This window comes from Alteromonas lipotrueae (assembly GCF_019249215.1).
Taxonomy (GTDB): Bacteria; Pseudomonadota; Gammaproteobacteria; order Enterobacterales; family Alteromonadaceae; genus Alteromonas; species Alteromonas lipotrueae.
Genome location: NZ_JAESDI010000003.1, coordinates 159,082 through 177,442, shown reverse-complemented (window position 1 = coordinate 177,442; position 18,361 = coordinate 159,082). Strand labels below are relative to the sequence as shown.

Annotated in this window: 16 protein-coding genes; 4 read left to right on the top strand and 12 right to left on the bottom strand. The window is 40.5% G+C overall.

The genetic code is table 11. The features are described 5' to 3' along the window. Window positions 1-17: 17 nt before the first annotated feature. The 11 genes from JKP82_RS04135 to JKP82_RS04085 form a co-directional block, all read right to left on the bottom strand. The gene (locus JKP82_RS04135) at window positions 18-1,148 is read right to left on the bottom strand and encodes an acyltransferase family protein (RefSeq protein ID WP_218395978.1); all 1,131 of its coding nucleotides are present in this window, start codon (window positions 1,146-1,148) and stop codon (window positions 18-20) included. A 99-nt stretch (window positions 1,149-1,247) separates the two neighbouring features. Next, entirely contained in the window at window positions 1,248-2,099 is an 852-nt protein-coding gene (locus tag JKP82_RS04130; RefSeq protein ID WP_159532256.1) for a hypothetical protein, read from the bottom strand. Window positions 2,100-2,113: 14 nt separating this feature from the next. After that, window positions 2,114-3,172, bottom strand: coding sequence for a hypothetical protein (locus JKP82_RS04125; RefSeq protein WP_218395976.1), 1,059 nt, complete (start codon window positions 3,170-3,172; stop codon window positions 2,114-2,116). Continuing rightward, entirely contained in the window at window positions 3,165-4,151 is a 987-nt protein-coding gene (locus tag JKP82_RS04120) for an endonuclease/exonuclease/phosphatase family protein (RefSeq protein WP_218395974.1), read from the bottom strand. The genes JKP82_RS04125 and JKP82_RS04120 overlap by 8 nt, the downstream gene beginning before the upstream one ends. 86 nt (window positions 4,152-4,237) lie before the next feature. Beyond that, window positions 4,238-5,176, bottom strand: coding sequence for a glycosyltransferase family 2 protein (locus tag JKP82_RS04115; protein ID WP_232370652.1), 939 nt, complete (start codon window positions 5,174-5,176; stop codon window positions 4,238-4,240). Continuing rightward, the gene (locus JKP82_RS04110) at window positions 5,173-6,114 is read right to left on the bottom strand and encodes a sulfotransferase family protein (RefSeq protein WP_218395972.1); all 942 of its coding nucleotides are present in this window, start codon (window positions 6,112-6,114) and stop codon (window positions 5,173-5,175) included. The genes JKP82_RS04115 and JKP82_RS04110 overlap by 4 nt, the downstream gene beginning before the upstream one ends. Further along, the gene (locus tag JKP82_RS04105) at window positions 6,111-7,046 is read right to left on the bottom strand and encodes a glycosyltransferase family 2 protein (RefSeq protein ID WP_159532262.1); all 936 of its coding nucleotides are present in this window, start codon (window positions 7,044-7,046) and stop codon (window positions 6,111-6,113) included. Before JKP82_RS04105 ends, JKP82_RS04110 begins: the two co-directional genes overlap by 4 nt. A 20-nt stretch (window positions 7,047-7,066) precedes the next feature. Next, window positions 7,067-8,395: an O-antigen ligase family protein gene (locus tag JKP82_RS04100; RefSeq protein ID WP_159532264.1), complete on the bottom strand. Its 1,329-nt coding sequence runs from the start codon at window positions 8,393-8,395 to the stop codon at window positions 7,067-7,069. Continuing rightward, the gene (locus JKP82_RS20980; RefSeq protein ID WP_159532265.1) at window positions 8,389-9,468 is read right to left on the bottom strand and encodes a GNAT family N-acetyltransferase; all 1,080 of its coding nucleotides are present in this window, start codon (window positions 9,466-9,468) and stop codon (window positions 8,389-8,391) included. Before JKP82_RS20980 ends, JKP82_RS04100 begins: the two co-directional genes overlap by 7 nt. Window positions 9,469-9,477: 9 nt before the next feature. After that, window positions 9,478-10,896 carry an exosortase gene (gene xrt, locus JKP82_RS04090; RefSeq protein WP_126871658.1) on the bottom strand — a complete coding sequence of 473 codons (1,419 nt, stop codon included), beginning with the start codon at window positions 10,894-10,896 and terminating at the stop codon, window positions 9,478-9,480. Between the two features lie 30 nt (window positions 10,897-10,926). After that, window positions 10,927-12,339, bottom strand: coding sequence for a TIGR03013 family XrtA/PEP-CTERM system glycosyltransferase (locus JKP82_RS04085; RefSeq protein ID WP_126871657.1), 1,413 nt, complete (start codon window positions 12,337-12,339; stop codon window positions 10,927-10,929). Window positions 12,340-12,488: 149 nt separating this feature from the next. Here JKP82_RS04085 and JKP82_RS04080 point away from each other — a divergent pair, with 149 nt between their 5' ends. The 4 genes from JKP82_RS04080 to JKP82_RS04065 all read left to right on the top strand — a co-directional run bounded on the left by JKP82_RS04080 (window position 12,489) and on the right by JKP82_RS04065 (window position 17,251). Then, window positions 12,489-13,121 (top strand): XrtA/PEP-CTERM system exopolysaccharide export protein, encoded by a 633-nt coding sequence (locus JKP82_RS04080; RefSeq protein ID WP_185864123.1) that lies wholly within the window; start codon window positions 12,489-12,491, stop codon window positions 13,119-13,121. 26 nt (window positions 13,122-13,147) lie between these two features. Next, a complete protein-coding gene (locus tag JKP82_RS04075; RefSeq protein ID WP_126871656.1) occupies window positions 13,148-14,716 on the top strand; it encodes an XrtA system polysaccharide chain length determinant in 1,569 nt (522 codons plus the stop codon). After that, window positions 14,716-15,603, top strand: coding sequence for an XrtA-associated tyrosine autokinase (locus tag JKP82_RS04070; protein WP_159532267.1), 888 nt, complete (start codon window positions 14,716-14,718; stop codon window positions 15,601-15,603). The genes JKP82_RS04075 and JKP82_RS04070 overlap by 1 nt, the downstream gene beginning before the upstream one ends. A gap of 241 nt (window positions 15,604-15,844) precedes the next feature. Then, window positions 15,845-17,251, top strand: a complete 1,407-nt coding sequence (locus tag JKP82_RS04065) for a porin family protein (protein WP_258544332.1) — start codon at window positions 15,845-15,847, stop codon at window positions 17,249-17,251. 41 nt (window positions 17,252-17,292) lie between these two features. Here the strand turns inward: JKP82_RS04065 and JKP82_RS04060 are convergent, their stop codons facing one another. Beyond that, a complete protein-coding gene (locus tag JKP82_RS04060; RefSeq protein WP_218395968.1) occupies window positions 17,293-18,360 on the bottom strand; it encodes an XrtA/PEP-CTERM system-associated ATPase in 1,068 nt (355 codons plus the stop codon). Between the last annotated feature and the right edge of the window lies 1 nt (window position 18,361).

Sequence of the window (18,361 nt, the reverse complement as noted above, 5' to 3'; positions counted from 1 at the left end):
TCTATGTGGCGTTAATTTTATTTACTCTCCACACCCTTTGACAGCTTATTACGACTTGATAAAACTTTGATGAACCAGTCTCTTCTATGGCGAAGAGGTTTTTCTAATAAAATCAAGCTGGCTGAGGAAATCATAATGGTAGCAATCAAAAAGGTGACTAATCTTGCCGCCCAATTGTCTTCGAAAACACCCAAGAACATCATCGTATTTAGAACAACCATTTGATACACGAATAAACCAAAGGATACATCATTTTTAGCAATAGCCTTCTCAATCTTATTGAACAAAGTACTTGTTGACGGCGCCTTAAACGCAATACTGACAATAAAGAAAGCGAGTACAGTAAATAATATTGGATTTATATCGTTTCGTCCCCACCTGAACCCTAACCAAGCAAGTGATATAAACAACATCACATGCAGCAAAATCCAAGGGGTCGCATATTGGGTCAGCCGTCTAAATCGAACAAAGTCTCGACTAAACACATACCCTAATATAAAGAAGAACAACCATGGTAAAAAAGTTAAAAAATGTATGACCTTGGTCACATTGTTGGGGTAAAAATTATTGAAATAGTGAAATACCATATTAAATAACCCGCATAGTATCAGCACTACATAGATATATTGTGTCTTTCCTCTTTGCACCCAATAAGCATCTAGCCTTTTTAGTAACGGCAGCCCCAAATAAAATTGAAGGATAACGGGAATAACCCACAAACTACCGTTGAGCACCCCAGTTCCTACATGACTCAAAAAGTCGGGATGATAGAAAAACACTACGGTCAGTTGTCCTAGACTCCAAAGCAGGAATTTCAGCCAATCTTGACCATGCAAATCGACCATACCCAGCGTAAAAATCAATACAAGACTAACACTAAAGGCTGCCCATAATGGGGGGTAAACCCTCAACACCCTTTTGACAAAAAACGCTGTGAGTGAGTCACTATTTGAAGAACTTAGCGTAATGAGAAAGCCACTGATAAAAAAAAGAATAGGCACTCCTGGAACAAACCACGTCAGGGTTGCGACTACGTCAATATAGCTCTGTGGCGCAGTATCAAATTGCTTAGAATGCGAAAACACAATTGAAAATGCGGCTAAATATCGCAGCCATATAAAATGATTCGTTCTTGGGATATTGTTCACGAATCCAATCCCCTAGGTTTCGTAAAATTAAATTTACACAATGTTACGTTCGTTTTATACATATATAAAGACCTTATCTAACGCCAAATAATCGCGTATTCAATCTAGACCTTTATAAGGGTCACCGAATCTTAATTTCTGGTAGAGCCATACTATTTTTCTTCTATAGTGCTGACTTACACTACTAACGTTTTCTAACCACCTCGAAAATAGCATGGTCTTATAATGTAAAAATAGCTCTTGAACTTCGCTACCATCGGATCTTACCCTTGATGCTCTTAAAGGAATAAAAGACACATCAAAAGCGGATGTAGAAAACTTCACCAATCTTTCGCTGTGGATTGGACTTTTAGTTTCCTCACAAAATTTAAGTATCTTATTAAATCGTTTCCCATAGGCAGCTATGGCCTCATCACCAGTGACCACAGCAAACCTGTCGTTATAACCACCACAATGCTGCCAATTAGGTAGGGCAAGAGAGTTTTTATGAATTCGTTTACTTGCTTGCTCGATGATGGTCCTGAAGTCATCGTGGTAATGCAAATCGGGACGTAAAAACAATACGATATCAGGCTGCCATTTAAGGCATTTATCAGTCACTGAGGCCATTGAATAAAGCTGATGGTATAGATTTTTAATAGACTTGTTCTCATCTTCCCAGAAGTCACCAAACTTTATTACATTCTTGTAAGTAGAATCGGCTAGAAATAGTTCTGGCGGCTCAAAGCATATATCATCAGGAGAAAGTAAATAAGCATCGTTAGGGTCGATAGCGCCCTTCTCTCCGCTTCTACTGTTTTCAACACGTGTTTGCTCAAAGAAGTGCGCAAACACTTTATGTTCAAAATTGAGCGTCGCTATAGAAGAATATATATTCGCTTCAATGTGTCTATATGTAGTAGAAACACCTCTGGTTATTCCAAAAAAACAAACTGCTACTTTAATTGCCATAACTATCTCAACTTCTAAAGCACTTGTTCAAAACATTTCATTAAAAGGGCATCTGGTCTCAAATTAGACTCATAGTAGCGATGATTCTCTTTCATCATAGAAAACCTAGTGTCAGTACTTTCATCTAACCTAATGGCTTGGTCTACACACTCTTGTGCTGTAGTAAACGCTAGGTAGTGACTTCCTTCAGCTAAATTAGGAACATAATTTAAGTTTTTTTCTGCAACAATTGATTTAGACATAGCGATATACTCACCAAATTTCCATCCTATAGAGCCGTGAAGACCCGTGGACGCAATACATATATCATGAGACTTTACGGTATGCAGGTAATTACTTTTTGTCGTTAGACCAGCGTTATCAACCACTAATTGAGGGTGTTGCTTGACTGCGAAATCCGTTGCAATTAACCCTCCGGTAAATCGACTCCCAAATTCATCTCTTAAAAGCTCAATACACTTAGCACGCTGGACATTGATTTCTTCTCTTTGCGTTTTTTGCTGGTCGCTAATTTGGAAATAACTGTCGATCTCAGTGTCCCAAAGGCGAGCTAAAAAAAGTACTTTAGCCTGTTCTCTTAAAACAGGGGTAGAACTAATATTAGAAACTGATGCTTTAAAATGTAGTTTCCCTAGAAAATCCGCTTGTTTTATTAACTCTTTTTTCCACTCTTTGGTGCTGTAAAAAAGCGCACAACGTTTAAATCCAAATGGGTCAAACCCATCTGGATACACTAAGTAATTTAATCCATACGGATATACGTTCTTTTGATAATTTTCAGGCTCTAAAGATGGGTTAAAACTACGCTTAAAATAATGGTTAGTCAGTGCGTACGCTTCAAGGTCTATTGCGGCACTATCAGACGTATCAAAGCACAACTTCTTACCCGCCAGCTCGATATGCAGGATGTTGGGCTGAACGCTGAACGGCACAGTGCTTTTACGTGCTTCTTTCCCAACTCGCATGGATACCTTGAGCCTACCCTGGCGATGCAGCATGGTTAAGCCCGTATAGATTTGCTGCAAATGATTTGAGTTATTATCAGCATAGACAGTACATTTCAGCTTATTCACTCTCGACTCCCTTCAAGACTACAATCCCTTGGATTGGTAAGTGATCACTACCCATATCTTCCCCCACCTCGGAATGAATAGGCGTAAACGCTTTGCTTACGAGTAGATGGTCTATACGTGGGCTCACCAACCTATTTTTACGCGTTGAGCCATATCCACTGCCGCCAACGGCGAAAAGATTGTATAGATCCCCCCAATACTGTTCATATTGGTAGTTTCTATCAGTGATGTTAAAATCCCCAGCGATGATCACTGCGTCGTTATCGGTCCATTTATCTAATAAAGCGCGAACTAGACCAAACTCAACAGCTTTTGCATCCTTAAATAAGGATAATTTTGATTCAAATCCTTTCAACGTGTTGAACCTATACCCAAAATTAGATATCGAGGCAAAATGAACATTGGCTAACAGGACTGAATCCCCCCTGATTTTTGCACTGTGCAATGAAACAAACCGACCCCATCCGCCCAAGGGTTTTCTATCCAGACTATCCAATTCCTCAAGTTCAAAGCGCGATAAGATACATAGGCGCTGAACGCAATTAGTATAAACACCGGCATATTCACCTACATTGAACTGACCTAGACGCGATGCCTCTTGAATAAAAAGAATATCTAAATCTTGTTCTATGAACCAATTGTACAATTCTGCTTTTTCGACACGTTGAGCGACATTGTATGATGCGATTGAGAGTTGGCTTTCATAATCTATCGCTGCAGTAGCTTTTTTACTGAAAAAAGAGAACTTAAAAGGTGAAGCAAAGAATATGGCAAGTAATGCTAAGGGGACCAGGTATCGTTTTGACTTTCCGAGAAATATTAACGCAGGAACACACAGTAGAAGCAAAACATAGTCTGGTAGAAAGTCGAGAAAATAAAAAATATCAAATAGCTCTATATTAAGGATAAAAGCTCCACTGACCACGAATACTATACAAAGTAGGAGTATGCTAACTACGCGACATAAAGCAAGAATCATTATTTTCGGTCCCGATATATTTTTAGTGGCTATTTTTAATGGTGTTTGGGCTTAATAGCTAGTCGCGTAACGACGCAGTACACGGGTCATTTTCCATGAATCTTTTTATATTCTTCGTGCTTAACGCCAAATAGCCCCATAAAGGTACCAACGCCAGAACACACCCTGAACAACCCATCAACAAGCGTACCTTTACTGCGCAAAAATAACGCTTTAACTATTAGCAAAACACCACGTATCACGCGGACAATAGACAAAATACTGCTCTTTAACACAGCTTTTAAAAGCGATTCCTCAAAAATATGCGAACGTGTAAAGCCGATCCCCGAACGAAATCCGCGACGACAAAACCACTTTATATTTTTTCTGCTTGAAGGCATTTCTTCAACAACTGGGGCATCGGTGTAGATACACCTAAACCCAGCATGGGTACATTTAAGCGCAAAATGATAATCACTTGCCCCTGTCATCGCGAAACGTTCATCAAAACAGGGTGACATCTTAGCCAGTACGTGTTTACTCAACAGTAAGTTATTGGTGTAGAAAACACTTAACTCCTGTCCTTCGCTTTGAACGGGTGCTGGGTAAAGAATTTCAGTAGCCCAGTTCTGTTTTCCAGCTTCGTCAACCGAGATAACATGGCTTGTGACGATATCTGCAGCGTACTTTTTGGCACTTAAAACCAAATCCGAAGCCCAAGTTTTCTCTTTAGGCCATTCGTCGTCGTCAATGAATATTAAATAATCGCTATTCATGGATGTTGTAATAGAAACGCATTTATTACGGGCGTATACAATGCCCGCCTGTCCTTCAACGTCATAATGGATTGGTATACGGCCAGAACGACGCTTATCTACAATGTCCTTTGTTTCTTTATCACATGCGTTATCGACAACTAAAATAGAAAGCGTTAGATCTTCTGAAAATACCTGCTCCTGTAGAGCGTCGAGTAACCGAGCTAACCAAATAGGCCTTTTACAAGTGATAATAGCAATAGTGACTTTTTCCATGGCTGGCTTTCTCAATATTTGGTTCTTAAAAACGATTCAATTCTTTTGAGCGGCCAACTTAGCTTCCACCAAATAGATTCATAGGCATCTAAAAAGTGACGTTTGAAATAAACCTCTTCTGTTTTGACCGCATTCAAATGCTCGGAAAGCACACCCGACAAAGACGCTAAATAAACTTTATATTCATTAACTGACTCGGCTAGGCGGGCTTCATCCACCACGTCACTACTGAGTATTTCAAAGACTTCCATTGCAAGGTGAACAAGAGGCTCATTAGGTACCTCTACTGCCTTTTGATTCTTTAACTTTTTATCTATAAAACTTTGCTTTGGGGTATTTTTCCCAGTAGATATTTCGAAATGTTCAAATATTTTTCTTGCTGAATCATCTGGAGTATTTAACAAATTTTGATACTTAAGGATGAAAGGGTTCAGCCCTTTAGCTCCGATGTAACCAGAAAGCGTATAATTTAGCCAAAGGTGCATCGATTTATTAATAGAAAATCCATCTCGCTTTTTAAGCGAACCATGAACTTCCATTGGTGAACGTAACATCAAAACAAAATTAATTTTGATTCCTTTACTGTCGAGTACCTCTCTCCAGAAAGGCAATAGCAAGGTAGTTCTTGGGTCTTTCATACCCCAAAGGTTTTTTTTTGCATAATCTTTATCTAAAAGATGTTGAGCTTGAGCTTTATAACCTGCCAAAGAATCCGCGACTTCAGGGGTGATGCAAAGCGCTAACGGGTGATCCCAAGATAATAATTGCTCGTCCAAAAGCCTGTCATTAAGATCCACAAGTAAGGAGTTTTCGAAGAAGCCTTTTTCGTTGACCCCTTTTTGGGGTGCAAACAAAGAACTTCCCATAAAAACACCCAGTTCGGAAAGAAGACCCGAAACGGCAGAAGTCCCGCTTCTGTGCATACCGACCACTACAATCGCATTTGGCTTCATGCCACCTCCCCTTTGATTCTTTTTCTCATTTTCTTAATAGACACCAATAATGAGCGAGGCGTCACTTTTAGAATCAAGGATGTGATTAATAAATCTATTCGGTATCTTTTGAGCATCCATGCATTTGAATAGCAAGAGGAACATTCTTTAAGCTCATTGATATAGAAAAAGTTGCTCGCATAGTGACGATAAACCCGGTACTTAGCTTCTTTACACCATGCTCTTTCTTGTTCAGTTAAACCGCTAATTGAGGATATTTTACTTATGCAAATTAAATCTGCTGTAAGCATTTTTGCCTCATTGAGTGAGTAGTTGGCACCATGGATTACGTAAGTTGCCAAGGGTTCACTCACTACGCCGAAGCGCGTAATTCTTGCTAACCGAAGCCACACATGCCGATCGTCAACACCATGCAATTCTCGACTTTCGTCGAAGCCTCCTATTTCTAGAAGTAAATTTCGCCTCGCCATTCCAGTACAACATGAAATAAAATTTTGCATTAATAAGGCTTTAAAACATTCACCCTCAAAGCGCGGCTTACTAATACTAAAATCACCGTTTCTATCAACTTCAATCCAACTGTAAACAACGCCAACATCAGGGTGCTGCTCAAACGCTTCCATTTGCTTTTCAAGCTTGTTTGGCTTCCATAGATCGTCCTGATCACAAAAGCCAACGATATCCCCTTCCGCGTACTCAATGCCTACATTTCTCGCGGCTGCTACTCCGCCATTCTCTTTGAAGACATATCGAACTTTGTGGCTATCAAGGTATTTTTCTACAACATGTTTGGATGAGTCTGTGGAGCCATCATCCACTATAATAATTTCATAGCTTTCATAGGTTTGAGCTAAGAGACTGTTAAGCGTCTTTTCTACTGTTGCTTCACCGTTGTACATAGCAACAATGACACTAGCTTTTAGTTGATTCAATTGATTGTTCTCATCTACAGTTACAGTGATAGCAATATTCTAATGACTACATACAACGCTGCTAAACTTGCTATTGCCAATGCACATATTTTTTTTATTATGGCTGCGGACATAGCAAGTGGGGTGATTTTTCCAACTCGATAATACATGGCTGCCACCATGGCGACAAAAATGTACACGACCATAATATAACTGCGGCTGATGAAAAACGCAGTAACAGCGTACCCAATTAAAGCAACCAACAAGTACTGGCTTAAGACTTGCTCTTTTTTAAGCGCCTCTTCATGACCAGGGCTAACATCATTGCATTTCATAACACTCAAAAGCATATAAACGGCTGTAATCATAAACATTGCCCACATGACATATCCAAATATTCCAAGCTCCGCCATTACCGTGACATAAGTATTATGTGCAACCTTCGAATGATATTCTAAAAACCGTTCTTTCCCGAAGCCAAATAAGGGTCTATGTTTAAGCATTTGAATACCTTCGTACCATGCGGTTAAACGTTGACTGGCGCTCTCGTCATCCTTACTGATTTTACGGAACGCGCCCATGGCAAGGAGAACACCCGGTATACTAATTGACGCTAAAATTATGGCTTTAATTTTTCCAAATTTTATGTAGAACAAGCAAAAGAAAACACTCAAAAGCCCTAGAAGTGAGCCCCTGCTGCCACTCCAATATACTCCCATACATAGCATTAAGACTGAGGCCAGCGCCCCCACTTTAGTCACCACGCCTTTGCCTGTTAAGAGGAAATACACAGCAACAGGAATATTCATGACAAGGAACATACCCATGTCATTTGGGTCATTAAAGCTTCCTACGAATCGTGCCTGAACAGCCTCCCCACCACCATCATAACGGTAAACCACTGACTCAGCCCATCCTTGGCCTGTCGGGCTTTGTATTTGGCTGTAGGCGTGCTGAACCATAATTAATGACGAGCTTAAAAATATGAAAAAAATCACATTCTGGCGTTTGACCGTGCTCAGTAAACTGAAGTAGAGAATAAACGGAATAATGTTGGCGTTAACCCATTCTATTAACTTACTCAGGTCGCTAAAATAGCGAAAAGCACGAATTTCTGATAGCAACATAGAGAAAAGCAGTAGAATTAATAACGTACATTGGACATTCCAAATCTTCGGCCTGAAGCTCACTAAATAGGAGAAAAACGTCAGTATCAGAAACGTTCTCAATAATGGAAATTCAATATCAAATAACGGCCATTCGTGAGGACGAGCGAGCAGTAAAAAAGTATAAATCGCAAGTAGGAAGAACCCGAAAGAGGCATGATTGGCAGAATTACTATTCATTTGCATACTTTTGTTATTTACCATGACACTCTCCCTAAGATTCGAACTCTTAGGTAACTTAATGCTTTCATAATAGCGGTTCGCCAACACTCGAAGAAAAATGTAGTGCTGTACTTATGAAAAGTGAAGCTGTAAATGGGTTGTTTATATTCCGTAATGTCTTCTTTGTAGCTAGGAGGCATTGATAGTAAAAAGTCATAATTATTTAGGTTTAATATGCGGGCCTGTCGAAGTTGAGCGCAATGCAGAAGCATACCTGGAGAAATATTGGGTTTAAAAGAGGTGTCTACTCCACTTTGGTAAAACACTAGGTCATCACCGGATATCATTGAATAATTAACCGCTATCGTTTGTTCATTTTTTTTTATAGCGATTAAAGACAACTTTTCAACTGCTAAAAGCTTTTGCAAAACACTATTGTGAAAGGCGTCAAATAACGGGTGGTCAAAAATAGAAGGGTGTCCAGGTCGACGCCATTTTGTATTGTGAAGACGCTTCAATTCATCAAAGGCAAGCTCTAAATCCGAAACATTTTCTACAACATGATAGGTAATACCACGCTTTTCAGCAGCCTTAAGATAGCGGAAAGTTCTTTTTTCGAGCTTGGTTTTACTATCTCCGGTATTAATAAAATACCGATTCCCTTTGAACTCCTTAAGGTTTTTATACCCTAAATATTCAAACATCATGCTAACTTGATTTTTTTCTGTTGAGTTTGAAACAACTAATTTCTTAAGGCCAATAGTGTCAATCGCCTTTTTGAGTAGTTGGTTAATCTCGGTACTAATTAACCGAGCTGACAGCATATCCAGGCCTTCACTACATACTTCTGCAGCTTCTGGTTCTCCGCTACCTACAAACCAGAATACGCCAGCGCGGTCCCCTGCTCGTTTATAAAGAGGCAATAAGCATACTAGCTCATCAAGATCCCAGACTGTCACTACCGCCAATACCGACACACAGTTTTTAAATACACTTATCCATGTCGTTATCCATTCATAACTAAGAAAAACATTGCTGTTACTTGCACTAGCATAAAGCTTCTGCCAAGACTCCTTGCTCTCTACTATTTGTTGTTCTGAGTCTAAAATGCGCACTTCCATCACTTAAAAACCGGCATGTGGGGAGTTCTTTGAGGATGTAGCGCTCGATGAAGAGCAATCATCGGGGCATTTAGTCACGGTCACCACCAAACGATGAGTATTAACCCCTTTCAATGCGCTTTTAATTCGAGCAAGTTTAAAATTCCGTACAGAAGAAAACGTTTGGCCGTCAATGATATAAACATACTTAATAAGCCAAAAATCCCCCACCTTGTCACGACTTACTACCTGATTTTCCCCGTCAGAAATCACTTTCGATATTGACGTGTGGTCGCTAGGTATAATGGTATTTAAGTAGAATGATGCTTTGTTATCTAATTCTTCGGCATTGAAATAAAAGACACGCTTTTGCTCGTTATTAACATCACTGGCAACGCTGCAGACAAAAGAGTAATTGAGTACGTCTAAATTGATATGATTTCGGGTATCAAACTCAGCCTCACAATTTTCAGGTAGGACGGTACTATTTTGAATAGACATTTGCGCTGCATATGATGAAAAACAGAGAATCATTACTGTTGCTATTACTACTGTTGCCGTTAGTGGCGAATTTTTTTCTGCTGCTTCAGGTGATACCTCGGTGACGGGATTGATTACACGCATTCTTTCGTCTGCCTGTTCTAATTTTCCCCCCAGATAAAACTGAATTAGTGCCACGGGAACATAGATATACCAACCAAAGTTGTTGTGGTCAGTCATTAGAGAGCTTTCCATATTGGTATAATCTCCAATAAGAATAAGGAAAACTATTCTTAGCCAGTTAGTTACTAATGCGCCTACGATTGCAAACAATATGAAGATAAAAGCGCTTTTAAATGTTCTAAGGTAAAGAAATACGTAAAGTGAACTTATCGCAAGCGATACAATGATATACCGCAAACCACTACACCCCCTTGCGATTTCAAATACACCTGCTGGAATAGTAACAAATTCATTTTCTACAAAAACGGGAATATCCGTAAATGACATGATAAATGTCACCATAAATACAGAAAGTTCTTGAAAAAAGCCGGCGAATGCCCCCCAAAAGGGATAGATGAAAATTAAGTACGAGAGGGGAAATATGAGCGACCAACTCAATCTAAAAATTTGTAAACTCAAAAGAATAAGCAGCGAAAGGGACAATGACCAATACAGAAGGCTAATTTGAGACCAGACACTTATCCAAAATAAACCACCAATAACAATGCCTGCAGCTAACCATCCATAACTAATTTTTGTTCTAAAAATCAGTTTTTGCTGTTCAGCTGCAGTGTATATCAGATATAAAATAATAACGGGTATTAAGTAAGCGTGAGAGTACGTGCCGTCGTCAAAGCCGTTATCCCACAATGTCTTCATAACGGGAAAGTTTAATAACGCCCAACCCAATATGACCGTAGCCATTGTAACAAACGCAATTAGGCCATTCCTTGCTAGCATACTCTTAATCCCTATTTGAATATTTGAAGGCTATCTGCCTTTTCCAAATAACACCACTTCAACAGTTCTGATAAGTATAAGAATATCTAGTAGAAGACTTTGATGCTTAACGTAATAAAGGTCGAACTTAAGCTTTTCCATGGAGTCTTCCACACTTGCCCCATAGGGGTAATTGAGTTGCGCCCAACCAGCCAACCCGGGTTTAACATTATGGCGCTGGTTATAATAAGGTACTTCTTTTACTAACTGCTCAACAAACTGAGGCCTTTCAGGGCGAGGACCAATGAAAGACATTTCACCTTTAAACACATTAAGTAATTGAGGTAGTTCGTCGATACGATACTTTCTAATGAAATGCCCAATTCGCGTTACTCGATCGTCATTTTTACTTGCCCATTTAGCACCGTCTTTTTCGGCATCAGGTCGCATGCTTCGAAACTTCAGTATTTTGAACAGCTGCCCATTTAAACCAACTCGCTCTTGAGCATAAAACACCGATACCCCGGTGCGTCGACCGTCATCAAGATAGATGATGAGTGCAGTAGTGAGCATGATTGGCCATACAAATATAAACACAAAAAGTGCCAGTAAAGCGTTAAGGCTGTAGTCAAGCGCATCTCTGAGGTAATTTTGGCTCTGGAAACCATTTGAGTAGATAACCCAACTTGGATACATCAAGTTTACTACAATTTGCCCCGTCTCCCTTTCCATGAAGTCGAGTAATTCGGTAACCTCAATACCACGCAGGCGACATTCAAAAAGGACTTCAACGGGCAAGGTGCCACGACGTTGATCACACGCAATGACAATTTCTTCAATATCATTGTCGTTTATAAACTGCTGAAAGTTCTCATCCACCTTTATGTGAACGATTTTTTCTCTGCGAATACCGTCTTCTCGGTTATCACCAGGGATAGGCACAAACCCAACCATTTCGAATCCGATTCTATCCACATCGCGACGCATCCGCTTTTCAATAATTGATGCTCTTTCACCCGCCCCTAGCACCACTATACGAACTTTACCTAAACCTAAAAGCCCTAAGCGGTTCGTAAAGTAGCGAAAAATGACCAGTGTGATGATAATCGAAAATACGGCAGCCGGCAGGAAATAGGCATCCATCACCAGATTATCGAACAACGCCCTACTGACGATTTCAACAAGGAAGTAACTTAGCCCCACACTGACAAAAATCCGTCTTATAATGCCGCGAAAAGTTTCCCTAAGTTTTGCTTCATACAGACCCACAGACAGTGAGCAAAGAAGAATCGATACAGTAAGTAAACCTACGTTAATGATCAGCTTTTCCGGTGGAACTTTCGAAACAAGCCCAACCTGTGTGAGGATAAAGTACGTAATGTATCCCATATAAGCTATAAGTAGCGCTTCTGTTACTACAAGAATATTAGAGCGCTTATTTTGATTTCGCTTATTTACTGCCACCCCTGGCCCCTTAATACTACGAACTAATCCCCATCATAGAGGGATTTATTCTAATAGACTAGAATTGTTATTGGCATTATAGTGAGATTTGCCGTAGGGTAAACACCGAAAGCTACAATTTAACCATAATGAGTGTAGGATGATCTCTTATGTTTCGTTTAAAAAACATGCATTTAAGCTTTGCATTTTTACTAGTTTCAATACTTGTTGGGTGCTCGAATACTTCAACTCTCCCCCAAGCTACCACCAGAGCATCATTAACAACCGATGTAAATGAATATCAATACCTAATCGGCCCTGGCGACTCGCTAACCATTTTCGTTTGGCGAAACCCTGAAGTATCCGGTCAGTTTATTGTTAGACCTGATGGGAAAGTAACCACGTCATTGGTCGAAGATATCGATGTGGCAGGACGCACGCCCTCTATGCTGGCTCGCGAAATTGAAGAACAGTTATCAATTTATATTAATAACCCTCGCGTTACCGTGAGTGTTAATAACTTTTCTGGCCCGTTAAGTGAGCAAGTAAGAGTTATTGGGGAAGCCACTAACCCAAGCGCGGTCAGTTATACTGAACACATGACATTACTCGATTTAATGATAGCTGTTGGCGGATTAACTGAGTTTGCCGACGGTAATAACGCAAAATTAGTACGCGTGATCAATGGTCAGCAATCCACATTTTCCTTAAGTATTGACGACTTAATTCGAAGCGGCGACATTCAACAAAATGTAGACATTCTCCCTGGCGATATAATTATTATTCCAGAAGCTTGGTTTTAGTTCTAAGTAGTAAACGGAACATTTAAATGCAGGATTTACAACAAACCTTACTCCAATTTTTAGATTTACTAAAAGGGATTTGGATTAAGAAACGTCATGTCATTATTATGTCATGGATGATTTGCCCGATTGGCTTCTTCATGGTTGCCAACTTGCCCGATCAATACACCTCTACAGCAAAGGTTTACGTTGATACCCGTTCGGTGCTCCAGCCACTTTTGAAAGGTCTTGCTATTCAGTCCAACCCCGATCAAGAAGTCAAAATGATGGCTAGGACGCTTTTAAGCAGAACCAATGTTGAAACGATTGCCAGAGAGAGTGATTTAGATATCACCACTAATTCAGAACGAGAGTTTGAAGACTTAGTAACCCAACTATCTTCATCAATTGTTTTGCGTTCAGCTGGCAGGGACAATATCTATAACATCTCATTTGCTAATGCTAACGCGATTACAGCTCAGCGGGTTGTGCAAGAAACGTTAGACCTTTTTGTAGAAGGCTCGTTAGGAAACAACCGCCGAGACACTGATACTGCGGGGCGTTTCTTAGAAGAACAAATAGCTGAATATGAAAGCCGACTAAGTGAAGCTGAACAGCGACTCGCCCAATTCAAACGGCAGTACAACAATATACTTCCCCTTTCTGGTACATATTATAGCAGTCTTCAAAGCCTCAATGCAGAACTTGAGCTTACTCGCTTGAATATAAAACAGACTAAGCAACAGGTAGATTCTCTTAGATCACAAATCAAGAAAACATCTGCAACGGATAGCTTTGCTGTATCTAACCAAGAAAATTCAGGCTTAAAAACACGGTATGATGACCGTATCCGAAAACTGGAGGAAGAATTAGACCGCCTTCAATTAAGATTTACTGAAAAACATCCCGATGTGGTTGAAGCTAACTTGCTTTTATCTAGTCTGGAAAAATCCCGCCAACGAGAAATTGATGCATTCCTTTCAAGTGTTGACGAAGAAGACCAATTACCCCTTAATGATCTAACTCAGGAAATCCGGCTTGAAATGAGTAAACTTCAAAGCGAGGTTGCTTCATTAGAGGTAAAAGAGACAGATTTACAAAATAAAATTGCTGAGCTTGAATCTAAAGTCGACTTAATCCCACAGATTGAAGCCGAGTCTTCAGCGCTAAATAGAGACTATGGAATAACGAAGAAGAAATACGAAGAATTATTGTCACGCCGAGAAGCCGCTGGGCTTTCAAGACGGGCAGAGGTTTCTGCTGAAGAACTCCAGTTTCGTATTATAGAGCCGCCTCTTGCCGCCAGTTCGCCGTCAGGCCCAAATAGACTCATCCTATACACCGCAGTATTACTTGCTGGTTTTGGCTCTGGTGTAGGCGTAGCGTTTCTAGTGAGTCAACTTTCCCCTATATTAATTAGACCTAAACAATTAAACAGCCTATCTGATTATCCAATTTGGGGAACGGTCAGCCATTTGAATATTGTGAACATTCAGAAAAAAAACAAATTTAGATTATTAATCTTCGCCTTGTCCTGCGGGATGATTCTGCTGCAATATGGTATATTAGTGGCCGCAGAGATGATGAATATTAATTTAATCGAGAGGTTTTTCTAATGTCTAATACAATTGAAAAAGCATTGTTAAAACAAAAACAGAAAAACGCTTTAGCAAATAACTCGAATGAGGAAAGCGCAAGTAATAACGTTCCCGAACCTCAACTTGAAGCCACTGACGCTGCTAAGCCAGAGACTACATCCCCCAAAAGTAGTTTTAAAATTAATCTCCAGAGGCTAAGCGGTAATGGTCACATCTCTCTTTCTGGTGAGCGTAGGCAAATTAACGAAGAGTACCGAGAAATTAAGCGAAAGTTACTCGCTAACGCTTTTGGCCCACTCGCTAAAACCCTTCATAACCCTAATATAATAATGGTTACAAGCAGTCGCCCTTCTGAAGGTAAAACATTCACTGCGACAAACCTCGCATTGAGTATTGCAGCAGAACAAGATAAAACCGTCCTGTTAGTTGACGCAGACGTTCTTAAACCTAATGTGCTAAACACATTAGGTTTGGAAAGGCGCAAAGGGTTAATGGAGTATCTTGTCGGTGAGGTCGACGATATTTCTGAGGTACTTTACTCTACCAATATCGACAAATTGAAAATTATTCCTGCTGGTCGCTCGCATCACCTTTCTACGGAGATGCTTGCTAGTCATAAAATGCATGAAACAGTTGATGAATTTGCTAACCGATACCCTGATCGAATCGTTATTTTCGACACGCCTCCTCTTATCGGTATTAATGAAAGCGCTATTTTAGCTAATTTCGCAGGTCAAGCAGTGGTTGTAGTAGAGGAAGGTAAAGCGAAACTTAGTGACGTTAAAATGTCTGTAGAACGATTGAACCCTGATATGGCAATTGGATTTGTAGTTAACAAATCAGTGCATTATGACACCGATGGAAGCGGATATTATGGATACTATTATTCTGAGCGGGAAGATTAGAGCACATTTGGCTATATCTCTTACAAGGAACCTTAAACCAATAGCCGCTATCTTTTCGGCACTTTTTAGCTGCTCACTTTACGCTAATGTTGAATTGAGCGGCTCTACAAATGCGGATTATATTCATCAAAACGTTAGCTCTGAGTCTCTGGGTAATTTTTCAATTGATACACTTAAAATAGTCCCAACATTAAACGCTACTTATCAGTCACCTACTCTTTCAGGAGCTTGGTCTAGTAAATTGACGTACTTACAGCGTAGTAATGACATATCGGATGGAGAGCAAAGCTATACGGAGTATTCCTATGGGGGACAATGGGCACCGCTAGAACGTTTACTTGTCATCTCGGCGTCAGGTGCTCTTGCTTATAGGAATACCAGCTCTGCAAACTATCTAGTATCTGATTTTCTAAGTAATTCTGATTCTCTTAGCAAAACACGCTCGAATAGAGTTTTAGCACAATTAAATATTCAACAAGGCGATTGGGTTGCATTAAACGGTGTGGCCAGCTACTCCGACGTGGCTTCAGAGCGCTCATCATTGGTCGATGGCCAGGCTTTGGATAATGATACGATAAGCCTCTCAGGAAGCGCATCAAATGGCGATAGAGTCAAAAGCGTAGTGTGGAATGTAGAAGGTGCCTACCAAAATACCGACCGTGCGCAGAATAGCTCTGGTAGTTTTATAACTCGCGAGGGTGACGCCTTTTTAGATGCACTTCTGTACAACGATTTTGGATTAAGATTTGCTGCCCAACATGAAGCAAACCAAATTTCTAATAGAGATGATACGTCTAGCACAGTCCGTGAGTATACAAGCTATGGCGCAGGCCTAGTCTATCGACAAAGCGAAACTCGATACATTGCCGTCACGTTTAATCGGAGTAACTCGAGCATAGAAGAAGACGATGAGGACTTTGTTGGTGCAGAATTTTCTTGGGCACTCAGCTCCAGAACTTCGATAGGCGCGACGTTCGGAAGACGATTTTACGGTGACTCAGCTTCTGCCAATATCGATTATAACTCTAAACACTTTAGATCATCATTTGCTTATTCAGAAGAAGTGACGAATACGTCACGTTTGCTTTCAGATCCGGAAAGTCTAGGCGTTTTTGTCTGTCCTATATCATCAGCGTCTATTTCAGAATGCTTTCAGCCTAACAGCTTGAGCTATAGTCCAACTGCGTCTGAACAGCTTGTAGAAATCACTTCCCAAAATTTGGAATTCGACGACAGCATAATTCTTCGCAAAGGGGCAAATGCTCAGGCTGGTTATAGCTTTTCTAGGCTAACGTTAGGATTGTCTTGGCGGTATGCTGAAGATGATTACCTTGACCAAGACAGATTAAGAAGAACATATTCATTTGGTACTAGCCTAGCTTATAGCCTTGGCAGCTACACAACATTAAGCACAAATATAACCTTTGCCAATATCGAACAACGTTCGGGAGATATAAGCGCCAGAGGAGAAACAGACAATTGGAACAGTAGTGTTAGCATACAAAGAGAGTTGGGGCGGCACCTAGTTACAAGCTTGCAAGTGACGGTTCTGGACCAATCAGGTGATTTGAACTCTGGCATTGCCCAGTTCGGAAATAACTATAAAGATAGAAGAATTACAGCATCTTTAACTTATACCTTCGACTAATCCTTATCGACAATGAGTGGAAACGCATTTTTCTAGCACCTCTACTCACTTTTATCAGTACTCTTCAGTCTTACGTACGTTTTAAACTTCTTCTTCATTAGTTTATCTACATACTGCGTCATTTTAACCTTATGCGATATTGCATCGTCTAACGCATCTACTAACTCCGCCAACATATCAAGATAGTACTTACTATCTCGTATGATATTCCCACCGGGAGTCATAATCGTTTTGTTTTCAGGGTGCTCTGCAAAGTCATGAGTTTGGGACGTTGAATGGCCCAACCCACTCTCAGGCTCAAACATTTCAGCTTTAACTTCATCTATTACCTCACTTACCGCCTCTTCATCAAAGCTATTAAGCTCCTCCAAAAAGCCAAACAGCATGATGCGATCCATAAGCGTATTTATTTTACGGGGCACACCACGGGTAAACTGATAAATGCGCTCGTACGCCCCTTCTGAAAACAAATCTTCCCCATTCCAGCCTGCATGATGCAAGCGATATTCAATATACTCTTTGCACTCATCTAATGTGAGGGGCGCTAAATGACATGAAGCCACAATACGCTGTCTGAACTGCTCCATATTGGGCGCTCGTAGAATAGGCTGCAGCTCTTCTTGCCCTAATAAAAAGCTTTGTATTAACGGCTTACCATTAAGCTGAAAGTTAGACAGCATGCGCAGCTCTTCAATAGACTCTAACGGTAAGTTCTGCGCTTCATCAACAAGCAGTAATGCGCGGCGGCCTTGGGTGCTTAGGTCGTATAAGAACACCTCAAGCATCTTTAAGATTTCAGCTTTGCTTCTTCCGTCCGTGTTGATATCAAACTTTGAGGCCACCATTTTTACCAGCTCATCAGGCGACAGTTTGGGGGTGACTATTTGGGCCGCGAAAATATCGTCTTGAATTTCAGCCAGCAAACTATTCGCGACGGTGGTTTTCCCTGTACCAATATCACCTGTGATAACAATAAACCCTTCAGCCTGCGACAGCCCATATTGAAGGTACGACATGGCGCGTTTGTGCCACTTACTGGCAAAAAAGAAGCCGGGGTCTGGTGTTAACTGAAAAGGTTTAGCGTTAAGTCCGTAGTAACTTTCGTACATG